The sequence below is a fragment of the Paenibacillus sp. J31P316 genome, assembly GCF_056269105.1.
The window spans coordinates 497,557-514,386 of the sequence record NZ_JBWDNI010000003.1 but is presented as its reverse complement, the minus strand read 5'-3'; the positions used below and the strand labels follow the sequence as shown (position 1 = coordinate 514,386).

General features: G+C 50.3%; 21 protein-coding genes and 1 pseudogene. 7 read left to right on the top strand and 15 right to left on the bottom strand.

What is annotated here, in order from left to right:
- Positions 1 to 60 precede the first annotated feature (60 nt).
- Together AC0YNU_RS13360 and AC0YNU_RS13355 are read left to right on the top strand one after the other, a co-directional pair.
- Entirely contained in the window at positions 61 to 1,065 is a 1,005-nt protein-coding gene (locus AC0YNU_RS13360) for a FecCD family ABC transporter permease (RefSeq protein ID WP_475757157.1), read from the top strand.
- Positions 1,062 to 2,075, top strand: coding sequence for a FecCD family ABC transporter permease (locus AC0YNU_RS13355; protein WP_475757155.1), 1,014 nt, complete (start codon positions 1,062 to 1,064; stop codon positions 2,073 to 2,075). Before AC0YNU_RS13360 ends, AC0YNU_RS13355 begins: the two co-directional genes overlap by 4 nt.
- Before the next feature lie 101 nt (positions 2,076 to 2,176).
- On the opposite strand, the gene AC0YNU_RS13350 is transcribed toward AC0YNU_RS13355, so the two are convergent.
- The 3 genes from AC0YNU_RS13350 to AC0YNU_RS13340 form a co-directional block, all read right to left on the bottom strand.
- A complete protein-coding gene (locus tag AC0YNU_RS13350) occupies positions 2,177 to 2,413 on the bottom strand; it encodes a hypothetical protein (RefSeq protein ID WP_475757153.1) in 237 nt (78 codons plus the stop codon).
- A gap of 97 nt (positions 2,414 to 2,510) precedes the next feature.
- Entirely contained in the window at positions 2,511 to 2,966 is a 456-nt protein-coding gene (locus AC0YNU_RS13345; RefSeq protein ID WP_475757151.1) for a DinB family protein, read from the bottom strand.
- A gap of 54 nt (positions 2,967 to 3,020) precedes the next feature.
- Positions 3,021 to 3,923, bottom strand: coding sequence for a ketopantoate reductase family protein (locus tag AC0YNU_RS13340; RefSeq protein WP_475757149.1), 903 nt, complete (start codon positions 3,921 to 3,923; stop codon positions 3,021 to 3,023).
- A gap of 160 nt (positions 3,924 to 4,083) precedes the next feature.
- Between AC0YNU_RS13340 and AC0YNU_RS13335 the strand changes: the two genes are divergently transcribed.
- Complete coding sequence (locus AC0YNU_RS13335) at positions 4,084 to 4,677, top strand: TetR/AcrR family transcriptional regulator (RefSeq protein ID WP_475757147.1); 594 nt, start codon at positions 4,084 to 4,086, stop codon at positions 4,675 to 4,677.
- A 63-nt stretch (positions 4,678 to 4,740) separates the two neighbouring features.
- Here the strand turns inward: AC0YNU_RS13335 and AC0YNU_RS13330 are convergent, their stop codons facing one another.
- Positions 4,741 to 5,202, bottom strand: coding sequence for a hypothetical protein (locus AC0YNU_RS13330; RefSeq protein WP_475757145.1), 462 nt, complete (start codon positions 5,200 to 5,202; stop codon positions 4,741 to 4,743).
- 197 nt (positions 5,203 to 5,399) lie between these two features.
- Between AC0YNU_RS13330 and AC0YNU_RS13325 the strand changes: the two genes are divergently transcribed.
- Positions 5,400 to 5,735, top strand: a complete 336-nt coding sequence (locus tag AC0YNU_RS13325; protein ID WP_475757143.1) for a DUF1801 domain-containing protein — start codon at positions 5,400 to 5,402, stop codon at positions 5,733 to 5,735.
- 129 nt (positions 5,736 to 5,864) lie between these two features.
- On the opposite strand, the gene AC0YNU_RS13320 is transcribed toward AC0YNU_RS13325, so the two are convergent.
- From AC0YNU_RS13320 to AC0YNU_RS13305, 4 genes are all read right to left on the bottom strand, one after another.
- Positions 5,865 to 6,197 carry a winged helix-turn-helix transcriptional regulator gene (locus AC0YNU_RS13320; protein WP_475757141.1) on the bottom strand — a complete coding sequence of 111 codons (333 nt, stop codon included), beginning with the start codon at positions 6,195 to 6,197 and terminating at the stop codon, positions 5,865 to 5,867.
- A 132-nt stretch (positions 6,198 to 6,329) separates the two neighbouring features.
- Complete coding sequence (locus AC0YNU_RS13315; protein ID WP_475757138.1) at positions 6,330 to 7,013, bottom strand: Type 1 glutamine amidotransferase-like domain-containing protein; 684 nt, start codon at positions 7,011 to 7,013, stop codon at positions 6,330 to 6,332.
- A gap of 127 nt (positions 7,014 to 7,140) precedes the next feature.
- The gene (locus AC0YNU_RS13310; protein ID WP_475757136.1) at positions 7,141 to 7,593 is read right to left on the bottom strand and encodes a VOC family protein; all 453 of its coding nucleotides are present in this window, start codon (positions 7,591 to 7,593) and stop codon (positions 7,141 to 7,143) included.
- 178 nt (positions 7,594 to 7,771) lie between these two features.
- Positions 7,772 to 8,254: a peptide ABC transporter substrate-binding protein gene (locus tag AC0YNU_RS13305; protein ID WP_475757134.1), complete on the bottom strand. Its 483-nt coding sequence runs from the start codon at positions 8,252 to 8,254 to the stop codon at positions 7,772 to 7,774.
- A 180-nt stretch (positions 8,255 to 8,434) separates the two neighbouring features.
- Here AC0YNU_RS13305 and AC0YNU_RS13300 point away from each other — a divergent pair, with 180 nt between their 5' ends.
- The 3 genes from AC0YNU_RS13300 (at position 8,435) to AC0YNU_RS13290 (ending at position 11,277) form a co-directional block, all read left to right on the top strand.
- A complete protein-coding gene (locus tag AC0YNU_RS13300) occupies positions 8,435 to 10,024 on the top strand; it encodes a phytoene desaturase family protein (protein ID WP_475757132.1) in 1,590 nt (529 codons plus the stop codon).
- 299 nt (positions 10,025 to 10,323) lie between these two features.
- Positions 10,324 to 10,908 carry an AraC family transcriptional regulator gene (locus tag AC0YNU_RS13295; protein WP_475757130.1) on the top strand — a complete coding sequence of 195 codons (585 nt, stop codon included), beginning with the start codon at positions 10,324 to 10,326 and terminating at the stop codon, positions 10,906 to 10,908.
- Between the two features lie 30 nt (positions 10,909 to 10,938).
- The gene (locus tag AC0YNU_RS13290; RefSeq protein WP_475757128.1) at positions 10,939 to 11,277 is read left to right on the top strand and encodes a VOC family protein; all 339 of its coding nucleotides are present in this window, start codon (positions 10,939 to 10,941) and stop codon (positions 11,275 to 11,277) included.
- A gap of 27 nt (positions 11,278 to 11,304) precedes the next feature.
- Here AC0YNU_RS13290 and AC0YNU_RS13285 read toward each other — a convergent pair whose 3' ends face one another.
- The 7 genes and pseudogenes from AC0YNU_RS13285 to AC0YNU_RS13255 all read right to left on the bottom strand — a co-directional run bounded on the left by AC0YNU_RS13285 (position 11,305) and on the right by AC0YNU_RS13255 (position 16,668).
- Positions 11,305 to 12,222 (bottom strand): oxidoreductase, encoded by a 918-nt coding sequence (locus AC0YNU_RS13285; protein WP_475757126.1) that lies wholly within the window; start codon positions 12,220 to 12,222, stop codon positions 11,305 to 11,307.
- A gap of 109 nt (positions 12,223 to 12,331) precedes the next feature.
- The gene (locus AC0YNU_RS13280) at positions 12,332 to 13,183 is read right to left on the bottom strand and encodes a phytanoyl-CoA dioxygenase family protein (protein WP_475757123.1); all 852 of its coding nucleotides are present in this window, start codon (positions 13,181 to 13,183) and stop codon (positions 12,332 to 12,334) included.
- Between the two features lie 75 nt (positions 13,184 to 13,258).
- On the bottom strand, positions 13,259 to 13,765 hold the full coding sequence (locus AC0YNU_RS13275; protein WP_475757121.1) for a YhfM domain-containing protein: 507 nt from the start codon (positions 13,763 to 13,765) through the stop codon (positions 13,259 to 13,261).
- Between the two features lie 149 nt (positions 13,766 to 13,914).
- Entirely contained in the window at positions 13,915 to 14,319 is a 405-nt protein-coding gene (locus tag AC0YNU_RS13270) for a hypothetical protein (RefSeq protein WP_475757119.1), read from the bottom strand.
- Between the two features lie 250 nt (positions 14,320 to 14,569).
- Positions 14,570 to 14,995 (bottom strand): SRPBCC family protein, encoded by a 426-nt coding sequence (locus tag AC0YNU_RS13265; RefSeq protein WP_475757117.1) that lies wholly within the window; start codon positions 14,993 to 14,995, stop codon positions 14,570 to 14,572.
- Between the two features lie 66 nt (positions 14,996 to 15,061).
- Positions 15,062 to 16,027: pseudogene (locus tag AC0YNU_RS13260) on the bottom strand (sigma-70 family RNA polymerase sigma factor); the annotation flags it as partial.
- A 131-nt stretch (positions 16,028 to 16,158) separates the two neighbouring features.
- Positions 16,159 to 16,668, bottom strand: a complete 510-nt coding sequence (locus AC0YNU_RS13255) for a hypothetical protein (RefSeq protein ID WP_475757115.1) — start codon at positions 16,666 to 16,668, stop codon at positions 16,159 to 16,161.
- Between the last annotated feature and the right edge of the window lie 162 nt (positions 16,669 to 16,830).

Below are 16,830 nucleotides of genomic sequence, written 5' to 3'. Positions count from 1 at the left end.
TCGCGTTCCTTTTTCGCAGAGATTGAACAGAAACGGATGATTGAGATGAACAGCAACCCCATGCGCAAGCCACCCCGTTCTTTCGCGCTCAAGCTGCTGATCAGCATGGTCTTGTTGGCGGCCATGTTCGTCCTGGCAATTGTATTCGGCGCAAAGAACGTCTCGCTGGCGGATACCTGGAGCGCCATAACGAATCCGAATGCGATCGGCAGGGATATTTCCGTTATACGGGAGCTCCGTCTCCCCCGCGAGGTCGGAGCGGTTCTAGTCGGGTCGGCACTGGCCGTGGCCGGAGCCATCATGCAAGGGCTAACAAGAAATCCGCTGGCCGATCCCGGACTGCTGGGTTTGACCTCCGGGGCTAACGCGGCACTGGCCGTTACGTTTGCTTTTCTTCCAGCCGTCGGGTATTTCGGGACCATGATCGCCTGCTTTATCGGAGCAGCCTTCGGCGTTCTGTTGGTGTTCGGCATCGCCGCTCTGCGGCGGATCAATCTGTCGCCGCTGAGAACGGTGTTGGCCGGTTCGGCCGTATCGGTACTCCTTGGCGCCTTCGCCGATGACATCAGCCTCAAGTTCAAGATTTCCAAGAGCGTCAACATGTGGACGTCCGGCGGACTGATCGGCACGACTTGGGGACAGATTGAAACGATTGCGCCCGTTATCGTTGCGGGTCTGGCCGCCTCGATCCTGATGTCCCGGCAATTGACGATTCTCAGTCTGAATGAAGGAACTGCCGTCGGTCTTGGGCTCAAGACCGCGCAGGTCAAGATTGCCCTGTACGTGCTGATTACGCTGCTGGCGGGCGCCGCCGTGGCCCTTGTCGGCAATATGTCCTTCATGGGCCTAATGGTGCCGCATCTCGTGCGGATCTTCACCGGGACGGATTATCGCACGATCTTGCCGCTTTCCGCCGTAGTCGGAGGTACCTTCATGCTATTCGCCGATTTGCTCGGACGGATTATGAACGCGCCCTTTGAAGTGCCGGTCGCCGCGATCGTGGCCGTACTCGGCTTGCCGTTTTTCCTCTTTATCGTTCGTAAAGGGGTGAGTTCGTTGTCATGAGGGCAGCTCGGTTACTTCACAGACACCAGGTCGTCGTCGCCATATTGACGATACTGATTCTCGCCACGATCGTCATCGGAATTTCCGTAGGCGCATCGCCCGTTTCGATCGACCGGCTGCTTCCGACGCTGTTCGGTCATGGTTCGTTTAATGATCATTTCGTCCTATTCTCGATTCGGCTTCCAAGAATCCTGATCACGCTGCTGGCGGGCATGGCGCTCGCGTTGTCCGGATCCATTCTGCAGAGCATCACGCGCAATGAACTGGCCGATCCGGGAATCGTCGGCATTAACGCAGGGGCGGGAGTCGGGGTCACGGTCTTTTTTCTATTCTTCCCGATCGACGTGAAGACGTTCGTGTATGTCATTCCGCTGATGGCTTTCGCTGGCGCCTTGTTGACTGCCATCTTGATCTACGCATTCGCCTATAAACGCGGAGAAGGCGTTCAGCCGATCCGGCTGGTCTTGGTCGGCGTCGGTTTCTCGATGGCACTATCCGGCATCATGATCGTGCTGATGTCTTCGGTGGACCGGAACAAGGTCGCCTTTATTGCCAAATGGCTTGCCGGCAACGTCTGGGGAACGGACTGGCCGTTCGTCTGGGCGCTGCTTCCCTGGCTAATCCTCCTCGTTCCTTACGTGTGGTTCAAATCCAAGGCGATGAATTTGCTCGCATTGAATGAGCATACGGCGATCGGCGCGGGCGTTGCAGTCCATAAAGACCGGATTCTGCTCATGCTGGCCGCGGTCGCCTTGGCCGCCTCGGCAGTTTCGGTTACCGGCGGCATCGCGTTTATCGGACTTATGGCGCCGCATATTGCCCGAGCCTTGGTCGGGCCAAGACACCAGCGGTTTGTGCCTGTTTCTATTCTCATCGGCGGATGGCTGCTGTTGCTGGCCGATACGATCGGCCGCAACCTGTCGCAGCCGGACGGCACCGCGGCCGGGATCATGGTCGCCTATATCGGGGCGCCTTACTTTTTTTACCTGCTGTTCAAGAAAGCGGGCTGAAGCGGTAACCGCGAGTTATCGGCTTACGGCCTCGTCGGTTCAACGTTTGGTGCAGGTGCGGCACGATAGGTGCTGCACCTATTTTGTATTTACATGAACGCTTAACGGTTAACGATATAGGAAAGGACGAACACAATTGCAAATACAACGATTGCCGAGTAAAAGAAATAGCCGAACCATCGCAGCGGTCCTGGCATGGTCTTCAAGTCCGCTTTTTTGTTGGGCACGCCCATGATATTTTGGTAGTGTACGGTGGCATCATTAAAGACGGGGATATCTGAATCGCTAGTCAGCGTATTTTTCTCCTTCGCAGCATCCGTTTCGTGAGGGTCTTTCATGACTTTCACCTCCTCATTCACTAAAAGCATGACGAATCTATTATTCTTATTCCACAACGCTAATCCCATTCCGAGTAATCGTGATTATTAAGCCCTGCTAGAGCCTCGCGAACGTGATGTAATCGACTTGGACAGGCTCTGCCGATTCGCTCCGCAGTGCCCGGTTGATCTGCCCCCGGTGATATTGCCCATGCAAGAGAACCTGCAACAGAATGTCCCGGACGGACGTGCGGAACGGAACCCCGCTCTGGCTCGCATAGTCGATCATCTCGTCCAACTTGGATTCCTCGAGCCCTTCGATATAGACGTGATATTCCGCGGCGTTTTCTTCAAACATCGTCCGGATCGCCGTCAGGTCTTCCGCTTCCTCCCACAACGAATATTGCGCGCTGCCCTTGCCCTGCAATCGGGACAGCCAGACTCGTTCCGCGACCGCGACGTGCCGAACCAGCTTCAGAAGGTCCTTGTTCTTCGTCGCGCTCTCCTCGAGCGCGTCCATGATGCGTACGTCCGCCCAGTACAAGTGGTCCATCATGTTCTTGATCGTCTTCATTTCAGTTACCCCTCTTCTTCTCATCGATTGCTTGAACCTACTGCTCCGCTATCTTTATCTTGAATCATTGCCCTTAGATAGCATTTTATAGAAATCCGCATCCAAAAGCATTATTTCTGCCTTTTGGTCTACCGCATGGTTACCGAGTTTCACGTCAATGATAAAGTCATTGCTGAACATTTGGCGGTAACGATCGATAATTTCGGTAACTTGCAATTCGCCCATGGCTTTCGTCTCGGGCGGAATTACCGATATCCCGGCTTGCTCGACCAGGCGTACGTTATGTCTAATCTCTGCGGCGACCTTCTTTAACGTGTCTTCACTTCTCGCACGCTCGATATCCATCATTCCATCATTCGTATAAAAATGCTTGTTTACGATAGCGAGCGCGGCATGCGAAACATGGAATGCCTTTATGTCATCTTGAATTTCATAGTGCAAACCCACCGATTCGAATAGCTGAGCAAGCTCGCTCGCTCTTTCGGTTAATCTACCGCTAATTTCACCGAAAATAGTGCCTTGATGCTTTTCGGATCCGAATTGGGCATATAAAATATCGTCTTTTATGTCTCCGCCCGCACCAGGGAATCCTGGCAGTAACCGTTCGCCCACGATACCCAACCAACTGTCATATCCGACGGTGTTGGTCAAGGTGACAATCGTTTTGCTTTGATTATTCTTGAGCGCATTCAAAGCGGATTCGGCTTGATCATACCGTACGGGTACGAAAATAAAATCATATCGATCCTCTTCGTCAAGATTGCCAATCGTCTTGATCGCTATTTGCTTCACCGTTCCGCCCTCGTTATATCGCAGTCCATTCGTTCTCAGTACTTCCAGCCTGCGCCCTCGCGCTAGCAGCGTAACGTCAAGTCCGTACTGCGCAAACCGAAGCGCATATACGCTTCCGATCACGCCTGCGCCAAAGATCAAAATTCTTGGTCGTTTCGAGTTCATCAATATCCTTCCTCTCAGTCAAATCATCACGGATTGCTTAAGCAACATCTGTTGTATACAATAGTAGTACTGCCAGACGATACATGCAACCGGCAGATCGAACAGAAAGTCGGTTAAACGACTCCTGACGTCATTTGATGCTTTGAAAGGAGGTTTTCATGTGGTGAATCAAGAAGATCCCAGGGTTTTGCGCACGCGACAGCTCATCTTGGAAGCCTTCAAGGAGTTGTTGCGGAATAAAGGCTTTGATGGCATAGCCATAAAAGATATTGCACAGCAAGCAACGATTAACCGCGCCACCTTCTATTCTCATTATGAAGACAAATACGCTTTGCTGGGAGAATACACAGAACAGGTTTTTAGCGGGATGATTCCAGAACGGTTGGTTAACGCGAGGGAGTTTACGAACGATATTTGCGACCAATTGATCTTACTGACCTACCGCTACATCGTCGATTTTTATAAGACATGCCGAATGGATTCCAAATCCATTGCGGAGCTTGTAGATAAGAAGATAAAGAAAATGCTGCAGCAATTAATTGAACGCATTCTATCGCGAGGCGAAGCCCCCAATACGAACCGCCTGCAGACGAAGATCGTTTCTGCTATGACCGGCTCAGCCATCTATAGCGCTGCGCATCAGTGGTTATTTACCGAGGAGCATCTTCAAACTGATCTACTGCTAGAGGTTGTTCGGCCATATATCATGAACGGCCTTGGTCGGAATGGGCAATTGCACGAAAATGAAGGTTAAAATTAAAAGATGCCCCTATCAGGGCTCGCCCGTAATGGCAGCCCGAAATCGCCGCCGCGCAGATCAGGAACCTTGTTGCAATAAAAATAACTCCCGGTAGAGCTGTAAGAGATCGGCTTCCTTCTCTAAAATAAGACGGGATAGCTCCTCCGCTCTTGGCACTTCATTGTTAATGCTGCCGTGTCTTTCTTCGTCGCCTTCTCTAGCTTCGAGTACGGCGGCATTTCTCGTATGCATGCTATAGCCGAATGTTATCGTTACCCACTCATCGGCTTTATCCCGCCCAAACGTTCGATAGATATTCATGTACTTTTCAAAAATCGAGCTCACGGTCTGCCTGCTTTCCCAGCCCACGACCCCCATCGTATCTTTAGCGAGTAAAACGGCCTGCATGAGTTGAAAATCGTTAAGCTTTCCCCGCGTGCTCTCGATCTGGTCGATCTCATGACTGAATACCGAAAAAATCTTATTGAATAACTCCGTTTCCTGCACCATTTCATGTTCCGAAATTAAAGGACGGTCCATTGTTGCTCATCCCTTCCTTTTTTCAAAGTTGCCTTCATTATCCGTGCTATCCTTGTTATAGTTTTCGCAGCATGCGTCATATTTCAGGTCTTTTTCAAGCAACGATTTCCTCTAAAGGATGCATTGACACTAATATTCCTCATGGGTATATTTGGTGTGCAAGCTAAATAATGTTCCAACTGGAGGGAAACGAAAGAATGAATCAGGAAGTTACAGCCTTTATTGAAAATTTGCCAACATGGCAGGCTAACATCAGCTCCACGCTGCGCAATCTCGTGCATGAGACAATTCCTGCGGTCGAAGAACGAATTCAATATAAGAAGCCGCATTTTCTGAAAAATGGACATTATGCTGCCGTTATTTCGCCTTCTAAAGATGCGATTGCATTTATGATCATGAATGCAAACGGCATCGAATTCCCAACATCATTCGATGGTCCTGCCGAACGAAAATGGATTAAATTGCGGGAAGGCGATGCAGCGGATCTTGCGATGTTGTCGAAGCTTCTGAAACAAGCTTCCGACACGCTGTAATAGCCATGCTCGGGTGTTCTGCAGACCATGAACCTCAAGGATGAGAAAAAGCTGCCAGGTCAGATTCCGTGGCAGCTTTCGTCAGGCGCTATTGAATTCGCGTGCAAATGAATGGAACCTGCTTAAGGCTTAAGAAGCAGGTTCTTCGTATTTCCGCTTATTGTGGTTTTCTCCCCATGCACACATGACTTCCGCTACGTGAATCAACGTTTTGCCATATTCGCTAAGGGAATAGGCGACTTTAGGAGGGATGGTGGGGTAGACCGTTCGATCGATGATGCCCTCTCGTTCCAAGTCCCGTAAATGTTGGGAAAGCATTTTTTGGGAAACATCGGGTATCAGCTTTTCCAGATCGTTGAACCGCTTACCGGACGGTATCAATTGCCACAAAATCATAGGTTTCCATTTGCCGCCCAGAACATGAATGACAGTCTCCACCGGACATTGGCGTTGATGGATCATTGATAAATCATCCCCTTGCCTTGAAGTACGTTCAATACCTTAAAGGAGCGCTTAACAAAATTTTACAGGATGTTTGCCGTTTGATCAACCCTTCTTGGTTTCGAAGTTACCTATCGTAATCGATGACAGATCTCAGGGCGAAAAATGTTTCCAATTTCCTTCGGAAACGACCTCGACTGCTCCATCGATTACTTTAATGGCGGTTTGATCATCAATCGCATACGTCGGCCCTTGCATCCCTGCGGCCCAACTCTCTGCAGCAGCCATGGTGTTTCCAGGCAGCATCTCGTGGTCCAGATGCGGGAATATTGCAAAATCGACGAGACCCAGCGTTTCATCGCCACCGGTAGGTGGAGTCCAGCCAACGAACAATTCCCCAATGTTAGGTGCCATCACCATGCTCCCGGCGCTCATTCCCACATAAACTGCCCGCAGCGATGGCAAGAGGTCTGCCAGTCCGGATTGCCGCATCCAGTGGCACAGGTAGAGGGCGTCCCCGCCCCCCACCAGTAGGACGTCCGTCTCCCGGACCAGCGGCACCCAGCGGTCTTTGTCGATGCTTGGCAGCGCCGTGAGCTCTAGTACACCGACGGACTTCCAGCCCAGGCTGACCATGGGATTCTCGAATTTGGGGTTCTCGGAAGTCCCGCTGATGAAGTGCCAAGCTTTGACGCCGGGGCCGACCCAAGGGTGCCCGTACATCGCGGTGGGGATGCAGAGAGCGTTGGAGTCGGCGATCGGCTTGCCCAGCATGTCAACTAGCGCAGCATGTATGCTTTTGTTATTAATGCCTGCGGATGTGAGCAATAATTTCATACCTTCACTCCTTGTCGTTACGTGCTTCCTGCCCGTTACCCTATTGAAAAAAGAGCAGCTGCCGGGGGCAAACTGCTCGATGATGCGTTCAACTACGTTCCTTTGCTGTCGGCCAAGATGCACCCGCTTATTTATTGCCGAGTTGTTCCGCCAAACCGATCAGAAGTCCTTCAATTCCACGAATGTAGCAGAGCCGATACGAGTCCCCGTACTGAACCACTTCGCCAACGAGCTGAGCGCCACGCTTCATGAGTCTGGATACCAGGTCGTCAATGTCTTCAACGGCGAACATGACGCGTAGATAACCGAGGGCGTTTACAGGCGCATTTCGGTGATCGGCTATAACGGTCGGGGCGAGAAATCGCGAAAGTTCAAGCCGGCTGTGGCCATCGGGGGTCACCATCATAGCAATTTCTACGCACTGCGAACCCAGACCGGTTACGCGACCAGCCCATTCGCCTTCGACAGTGGTTCGCCCTTCGAGCTTCAAGCCAATTTCCTCGAAGAAAGAGATTGCGTCGTCAAGGGATTCTACAACGATGCCCACATTGTCCATCCTTAGCAATTTGTTTTCTGCCATGTTTGATCTCCTTCTGTGTACAAATTTATGACCTGCTCATCTTCATAGTGTTTCTTTTCTAAACGCCTACTAGCTTATACGTTAACAATTCGGAGTTGCGTTATTATCTCCTGCTTATTAAGATTGATCATTAAACAGAAATGACCGTAAGTTGAGCGATAGGCTGCCAAGAAGCTCATTAACTAATCCAAGTTTTATCAGCTTTTGTTACTTGCCATTTATCGTTTCTGTATTTAACGATGACTTTCGTTCCAATCGCTCCGTCACCTGCTCTATATTTTGAACCTTCGACCATAAATTGTTTATTAGCAATTACAGTCTTATCCACGCTCAATAACAAACCATGAAGAACCATAGTTTGGTGGTCATAAGACCCTTCGGTTATAAGTTGTTCATACGTAGCTTCCCTTACTTCAACATTGTACTTATCAAAGTGCTTTAGAATTTGCTCCTTATCCGTACCATCAAGATGATTAAAGTTACTCATATCGATAGCAATATACTTCATATCACTATTTAGACCTTCATCGATTGGCATATACGCATCTAATGCTAAGCTGTACAGTTCCCCCATATCTTTTGGAGGATCGGCATTAGAGCATGCAGTTCCTGAAATCATGACGAGGAAAGCTATAAACAAAAACAGCTTTGTTTTTTTCATTGTCCTTCTCCCCCATTAGTTACTTCTACTCTTAAAACGCTAATGGAATAAAAAGGTTGCTGCGTTGTTCGTTATGTTTTCGGCAGGTAAATTTTGTATCTGTCGACAGCAAGTGCCATTCCTCGCCGCTATAGTACGTTAAACTAGATTTGGTTTATAGACGCGGAGGAGGTATTGGGGTTGAACAAGTACGACGTAATCCTAATTGGCTGCGGCCACAACGCGCTGATCGCGGCCGCTTATTTGACGCGAGCCGGGAGAAGCGTTCTTATGCTGGAGAAGAACGACCGCCCCGGCGGATTCCTGCGAACGGAAGAATTGACGCTGCCCGGCTTCAAGCATGACGTCTACGCGGCAGCCCACCCGCTGTTCCTGACAGGCCCTGCTTATGCGGACTTTAAGGATGCGCTCGAGTCGCGCGGGCTGCGTTACGTGAACACGGAACTGCCGACCGGCGTTTCGATGGAGAATGGCGAGACAGCCGTATTATCGCGCTCGAGCGAGGACTTGGCCGCCGAAGCCGAACGTCTTGCCCCCGGGGACGGTGCCGTGTTGGGACGCATGTTCGAGGAGTTTGCACCTTACGCGGGAAACGTGTTCGAATTGTTTTCCCTAGACTTATCGGGTTCGAAAGCTTCCGGTATTATTCAGCATTTATTGCATGATCAACGAGCCGGGAGCAAAAGCTACTCGGCATTCGCCGCGTCCCTTTTCTCCACCGCCCGCAATGTGGTCAGCGATTTCCGGTCTCCAACCATGCGCGCGATGCTGGCTTCATGGGTCACTCACTTGGGCCGGACGCCGGACGAAATCGGCAGCGGCATATGGGTTCCTCTTACGACGATGGCGCTTATGGGCGGCGGGATGCCTATTCCCGAAGGAGGTAGCGAAAAGCTTGCTCTTGCATTGACTCAAGTAGTGCTGGACCAAGGCGGTACGATCAAAACGGGTACAAGCGCCGAGCGGATTATCGTCCATAACGGCAAGGCTGTCGCCGTGCGTACGGCAGAAGGCGAGGAATACCACGCCAAACAGGCTATCGTCGCTTCCACAGGCCCGGACCAGTTGTATCTGTCGCTCCTGGCGGATGCGCCGGTCAGCTCCGACATTCGCAGCCAAGCCAAGCGATACCGCTATGGAAGAGGCTGCGTTCAGATTCATCTGGCGCTGAAAGAAGCGCCGAAATGGCCCGATCCGAGGTTTGCCAGCGTCGGTCAGCCCCATCTGACCGATGGGCTCGACGGCTTCACCTTAGCCATCGCACAAGGGATGGCAGATCTTCTGCCGGCTAAGCCGACCTTTACGGTCGATTGCTCGACCAATCTCGATCCGAGCCGAGCGCCGGTCGGCAAAGCGATCATGCGGCTCCAGGTCCTCGAGGTTCCTTGCCGTCCCCGCGGCGATGCTGCCGGTCAAATTGACGTCGGAGACGGCTCGTGGACGCCTGAACTAACCGAACGATTCGCTGAGCGCGTTATCTCCATCGTAGGCAAGCATATTCCGAACATTCCGGATGCTATTATCGGCAAGTCCGTCGTCACGCCGGACACCATTGCCCGCTTCAACCCGAATTCCGGCCCTGGTGACCCGTATGGCGGATCGCACGACTTTATGCAAAGTTACTTGTTCAGTCCGCTGCCTTCGCAGCCGGGCCACCGGTCGGAAATCGAGAATCTTTACATGCTTGGCGCTGCCACATGGCCGGGTCACGGCATCAACGGCGGATCGGGCTACATCGTGGCGCAGCAGCTTCTATCCCACGATCGGTAGCGTGTCGATACGGAAGTTTTTCGGAAATAGAACGTATCTTTGAGGAAATCAAGCTTCAAGGCGAAACAGCAGCCGTCATGGACGAAAATGTCCTAGACGGCTGCTGTTTTATTTGAATAAACGTGTTGTGATCAACCTACAGACGTCGATTTTTCACAATACGTCTGGCGTTGTCTTTGTTATACTCTCGTTTAGAAACTCCCTAAAGACGCCTAGGCATGCAAGTGAAGCATTGGTGCGAGACGATCTCTACAAAATCTATTCACGCACGCTGAACATAAAACGAAACGAGGTGCAAAATGGGAACAGCTGATTCATTTCGTCAAAAACAGATGTCATCGCTTGTTCAAAAGACTACGCCGCTCGCTGTCCCGCGTGACGGAATCTGGCTTCGTCTTGGCCTCACGCTGGAGGGAACGATACGCCGCAGTTCCTATGCCAGTCAACTCCTTTGCCCGCAGCGATTCAACGACGCGCGAACGCGCTGGACGCTTGCCGAATTGACTTTTCTGCGATCCGCGCTTGAACGGCTTTACAGTACGCAGGGTCATATCCGTATGCCTGCACTTGCCGCTGATTGTGTTCTCTCCTTACGCCAATTTGAACGACGATTCAAACAGCGCATCGGGGTATCGCCCAAGATGTTCGCACGTATCCTCCGCTTCGAGGCGCTGCTTCACTCTTTGATCCAGGAGCCGGTTTTTTCTTTCGCTGACGCCGCTTCTCGTCTTGGCTATCATGATCAAGCCCATGTCATCCATGAATTCAAGACATGGGCGGGCTGCACGCCAACGGCGTTTCTCGCACGAGCCAAACAACGGGAAATGCGAGGACCTATCGTTCCTGATCCTCGCCATGCCTCAGTGCCCTTATATAGGGTCTAGAAAAAGTGAAGGAGAAGGAGTAGATAAAGGATGTCTCTCACGGAGCAATCATTTCAACTTCCCTGGCAGGGTATTCATCACATCGCCTTGCTTACCGTGGATTTGGACGCGACGATTCGTTTCTACAAGGACGTGTTGGGGATGCATGCCGGTGATATCGCGCCGTCCCAACAGGGACGCGGCAGGCATTGTCTCATTCTCATCAAACCCAACGACGACAACGTATGGGGCTTCCATTTTTTCGAACGTCCGATCCAAAAAACGACGCTCGGCGCTTCAGACGCGCACCCGCGGAGCTTCGTCCCCCATGTTGCACTGCGATTACCAGACGGAACTAGCGCATATGCCTTACGCGAGCATTTAAGATGAAAGAGTCACTTAAGAAAGACTTTGATGTCATTCGAATGAATAACGATGCCCTGTCAATCGTTCGGAAACTTCCCATAACCGTTCCGCGACTTTCGGATCGTAGATCTTGTCAATCGACGGATCGAGCGTCGGATACCCTTTCTTGGCGCCTTTGCCATCGGGTCCGATATATTCGCCGCCATGAAGCGAAGGAAATGTCGAGGCGTACAGGCTCGGCAGCGCTCCCATCTCCGCGCTTTGGAACAGTCGCTTCATAAGGAATGCGAGCAAGCCGGATTTATTTCCCGATCCGCGCGAGGTAATGTTCGTCGCTGCTATGCCGGGATGGCAGGCGACGCTAATCGTTTCTGCGCCAGCTTCGGCGAGCCGGCGCTGCAGCTCCTTGGCAAAAAGCACGTTTGCGCGTTTACTCTGCCGATAGAAAGCAAAACCGCGATAACCTTTCGAACCGTCGAGGTTATCGAAATCGATTCGCCCGCTTATGGCGGCCAAACTGCCGACGGTGACGATGCGGGACTTTGGCGTCCGGAGCAATAGGGGGAGCAGCAGACCCGTCAATGCGTAATGTCCCAAATGGTTCGTTCCGAATTGCAGCTCGAACCCGTCCGTTGTTTTCTGGTACGGCGGCATCATCACGCCAGCGTTGTTGATCAAGACGGATAGGCTCGTAAATTGCTCCCTATACGCTGCCGCAAATGAGCGAATGCTAGCCTGATTACCCAGATCCAGCTTCATGACTTTGACTTTCGCGTTCGTGTGCCGCCGATTGATTTGATCCGCAGCCGCATTCCCTTTCTGGACATTGCGAACGGCAAGGATTACTTCCGCACCCTTACCCGCAAGAACCATTGCCGTGCTTAGTCCAAGTCCGCTGCTCGAGCCCGTGATGACGATCGTTTTTCCGGATTGGTCGGGAATCATTGCTTCGTCCCATTGCTTCGCCATGTGATCGGTCTCCTTTTTATTCGGACAACTGCTTCTGTTAGCGTAATGAAAAAAGAGCAGCTGCCGCTGGCGAACTGCTCCAAGATGCCTCTCCGGCAATAGCTGCCTATTAAGGGGATACCGTGTAGGAGCCGTCATCGTTCATGAGCAGAACGTTCCGCCCCCCATTTCCTCCGTGATTATCCCATGGCCAAACATCGCGGAAATACCAACGCGCTTCAGGCCCCAGCGTTTCGACCACCTCGGGGGAAACGTTGTTATACCGGTGCCACCGCATGCCCAGACTGCAGAAAGCGAACAAAATGGCCACTCGCGGATGGTTCGCATTGGTCCAAACCGGTCCGGCATGGCAGGTGTTTTCGCTAAAAAAAACGACGGACCCCGGTGTCGCCTCATAGCCTTCGAACGGTTCGGCATAGGTGTCGTGTTTGGCGAGCAAAGTCGGCGGAACCGGCAAATTCGCTTTGTGGCTTCCCGGCAGGAAGACGGTTCCCCCATCGTTCTTGCCGACCGGATTCAGTTCAATGACCATCCTTGTCAACCCGGCATAACTTTGCCCCTGCGAGAAATAGTAGTGAAAATGCGGATTGCGCATCGGCCCTCCATGATGCGGCGGAAGATAGTCCCCCTGCCCGAGCTCGCGCCACACGGAGAATACGTGATCGAGCCGGAAATCATTTCCGATCAAATGCTTCAATGTCCCCTTGACGACAGGACTGAGCAGAATGTCTTCTGCGGCCCCGCCTGGCAAGGAGGAGCCTTGGACGATGCCGGCTTTGATTTCGGTCTCGCTGCGCGCTTGCTTGGCTTCGGTGATCAAGCGGACTTGCTCTTTGATGGCCGCAACTTGCCGTTCGTCGAAGACATCCTTGATGACGAGATAACCCTTCAAATCAAACATAAACTTCTGTTCTTCCGACAACTCGAACTGCGAGAAATCCATTTTGAATTCGGTGGCCATCGCTTCGCACGCTCCTTCAAATTATCTCTTGCCCCATACCGAAGATATTCGGGAGAAGACTGAGCTTTCCTCCCTTTAGCGGCCTGTTGCGATAAGTAAAGTATCATTAGGATAAGTTAGGGTCCTTAACTCATTATGAAGTTCTTCAGGGATGGTGTAGTACTCTTCACTGCTACCTGATTTTTTCACAAGTAATCCAACTGCTCCTTCTGCATCGTTAACATTTAAGACATATACCTTTTCGGTGTCGTCTTTAAATGCGATGTGCATTAGAAAAACCGTACTGTAATCAAGGTCTGCCTCGATTTTTTTGGTATTGTTTATTGCCTTTGCAAAGATTTTTATTTCATCAGCGGCTTCAAATATCATTTCCGTGAAGAGCGGAGGCTTCTCCATTCGTTTACACTCGACCGTACATTGTAATCTAATATTCAGTATTTCTTTTTCACTGTTACTATCAAACGACTGTTGGGTCCCAGCCTTAGAGCTCAATTCAGGCTCTTTATTGTAAGGCATTTTCCCGCACGCCATAATCGCGAATATGAAGAGAAGCAACACTGACGAACAAACTATCTTTTTCATTAGAGACCACCCTCTTGTCTTATTCATACCGCATTCAATTTAGAAAACGGGTTCGATGGAAGTTTTGTTGCGTTAATGTCCGTTAACGTAATGAAGCCGCCTATCTTGCCGGCAGCTTCTTCCTAGGTGTTTATTGAGCAGTTTTGTTTTTACGTGCATTTTTCTTCAACATTTGCTTTATCATTACGAATTGTCACCTTTGAATTCCCCGACAGATATTCTGTATACCCGCAAACCGTTATTTCTTTGGTATCTCCTCTGGAATCGGTATACCTTAAATATATCGCTCCTTCTCCAGTTAAGGTCAATGCGGGCTTAATTTTCATCGTTTCCCCGCTCTCTATCTTCGAGGCATAGCTATCTTTTGAAGTGCCTCTTATTATGCCTGTCTCTACCGAGACGATATCGTAGTCTGATTTATTTATAATGATCAATGAGAAGCTTTGGAATTGATAAAATACATTGTCTTGAAGCCACTTGACACCTAAAAATCCTATAACTAACAAGATGACGGTTGAAGCTAACAAAATAAAAGCTCTTTTATTTCCTTTCACATTCATAGCCTCTCTTCATGATTCGCATCGGATTTCCACTAAATGAGACGCATTCAAACTCTTGTAGGTTGCATCGCCACCGTTCTGCTGACGAACTAAATCTGCACGTTACTTCAATGGACACAGTCGATCGTGTGACCGGCTGCCGTCTTTCCTCCTGCTGTCCTCTACCGATAATTGCTCTCTCATCCAAAGCAAAACGCGCTCTGCCGTCCTTTGGAGGAGGCAGAGCGCGTTTCAGTAGTCTTATTTATGATGCTTCCGTATATCGTTTGAAACTATCCAGAATCGCTTGCCAACCCGCCTGTTGGAATTCAACGGGGTTCGTGCTCTCGGCGTCGAAGATTTCAACGACCTTCGTGGCCTCGCCTTGATCGACGAACGCAATATTCACTTTCCGTCCGTCTCCCAATGTGTAGGCTATCGTCTCATGCAGCCTCACTTCGTCGTAAATTCCGCTATAATCAAAACCCATGCTGCCATCCTTCGCTTCCATCCTTGTCAGGAATACGCCGCCGACCTGCAAATCGTTCTCCGCTCTTGGCGCATGCCATTCCTCGGAAGGTTGATACCACTTCGTAATGTGGTCAGGCTCGGTCCAATAGCTCCATACTTTTGCCAAAGGGGCTTGAACGACGATCTCTACGGTTACTTTCGTTGGATTGCTTGTTTCCATTGTGAAGGACACCTCTTTACGGGAATTTTGTTTCTTACTCCTATAGACGAATGCCAATCTCCGAATTCATCGGTCAATTTGTTCCGGAAGCCCTAATCGGGAAAATAATTTTGCATTTATGAAATTTTGAACATGGAATATCCGATTCTCTTTCACTTCCATGACGTGAATGCCCCAAGGCACCAGGACGGATGCCTCCTTACCCGGCACATACTGCGCCAGAGCGGGATAACCGCCATTCACCATAGTCGGCAAAAATTTGGACCCCTCGCAATGCCAGCGCGTAAGCGCAAAAAACGATGACAAATCTTCTTGCCCGCTTATCCACATGGCGAAAGGCGGCATGGACATGCAGCCTTCCTCATGGAACAACGACACGAGCGCATGGATATCGAATTGCTCAAACGCCTCCACATACCGCGAGAGAAGCTTCTGGTCGGGATTGACATCCATCTTACTAAATTCGTCTGAACGAAGCCGCGTTCGGTCCATCGTCTCCCTGGCTCGTTGCAGGGCGCTGTTCGCCGCCGCCGGCGACATGCCCAACGTTTCCGCGATTTGTTTCGAAGACCATTCGAAGACATCTTTCAGAATAAGAACCGCGCGTTGACGAGGCGGCAAGGTCTGCAACAGTGCGATAAAGCAGAGCTGAAGGGTATCCTTGCGAACGAAAGCATCTTCCGGATTTTCTCCAAATTCGGGCGAGGGCCAAATCCAGGACGAATCTGGCAGCATTTCGTTCGGTTCGACGATCTTGATCGCCGGGTCGGACAGGTCAACGGGAAGCGTACGGCGCTTCGCCTGCCTCAGCTTGTCCAGGCATAAGTTCGACGCGATGCGGTAGATCCATGTTTTAATGGATGCGTCCTCTCTGAATCGATCCCAGCTCTGCCATGCCCGAATATAAGTTTCTTGTACCGCATCGTCCGCATCATCAAAGGACCCCAACATTCGATAACAATACGAGGTTAAACCCGGCTTGTAGCTCTCAAATAACTTCATATCAAACGCGGCTTCGTTCATCTTCGCCTCCTTGGTCGATCTACTTGAAACGTCTTACTTCCATCATATCATTCGGCAGCCACAAGGCGAACCAAGAAGTATAGAGAATTGTCCTCATGTTCATGTTTGGGATGGCACTTGGGGGCAATTCCATATCGCATTCAAATTTGGGGTAATAACTTTTTTAACTTCTCCATAAAAGATTCCCAGTTTCCTGAATTGGAAAATCCAATGCCCCATTCTACATCCCGCAGTGCCTGTCTTAATTGAATACATTTATCGATTTCAGTCTGATCCAGATTGATTATCGGTCTGATCATATCATCATGCGGATAATTATTTAGGCTGTGATAGAGTCTATTCAAGTCATTTATTTCTTCTTCTGGCAAAACGCCGATGCCTGAGTTAATGTCCGAAATGACCATAATATCCTGCAGAACATCACTGACCTTCTCACTCACATAGGAAGGCTGCGACCACTGAGTTTCAATCTGATTGGCTATCGCCCCTTCTAATTGAACAAGATCCCACTGGATTTGAGAAAGTGTCAGCCTATGCTTTACAGTATCCACTTTCTCTTTTAACTTGAAGTTTTCATTGATAACCCAAAAAGAAAAAATTGAAAATAGTAAAATGACGAACAACATTATATTTTTATTTACTTTCTGCATAGAGCAACCATCAGCCTCCACTTTTCCCATTCGCTTCCAATGATACTGGACATGTGAAAACCCGTAAATACCAGATGCAACAAACTTGCCCGTTGAAGTCCGACAGAGGTTTGTCGAGGCCGACTTCGATGTGATGATTGTTCGGCTTGTTCCCGGTACCAT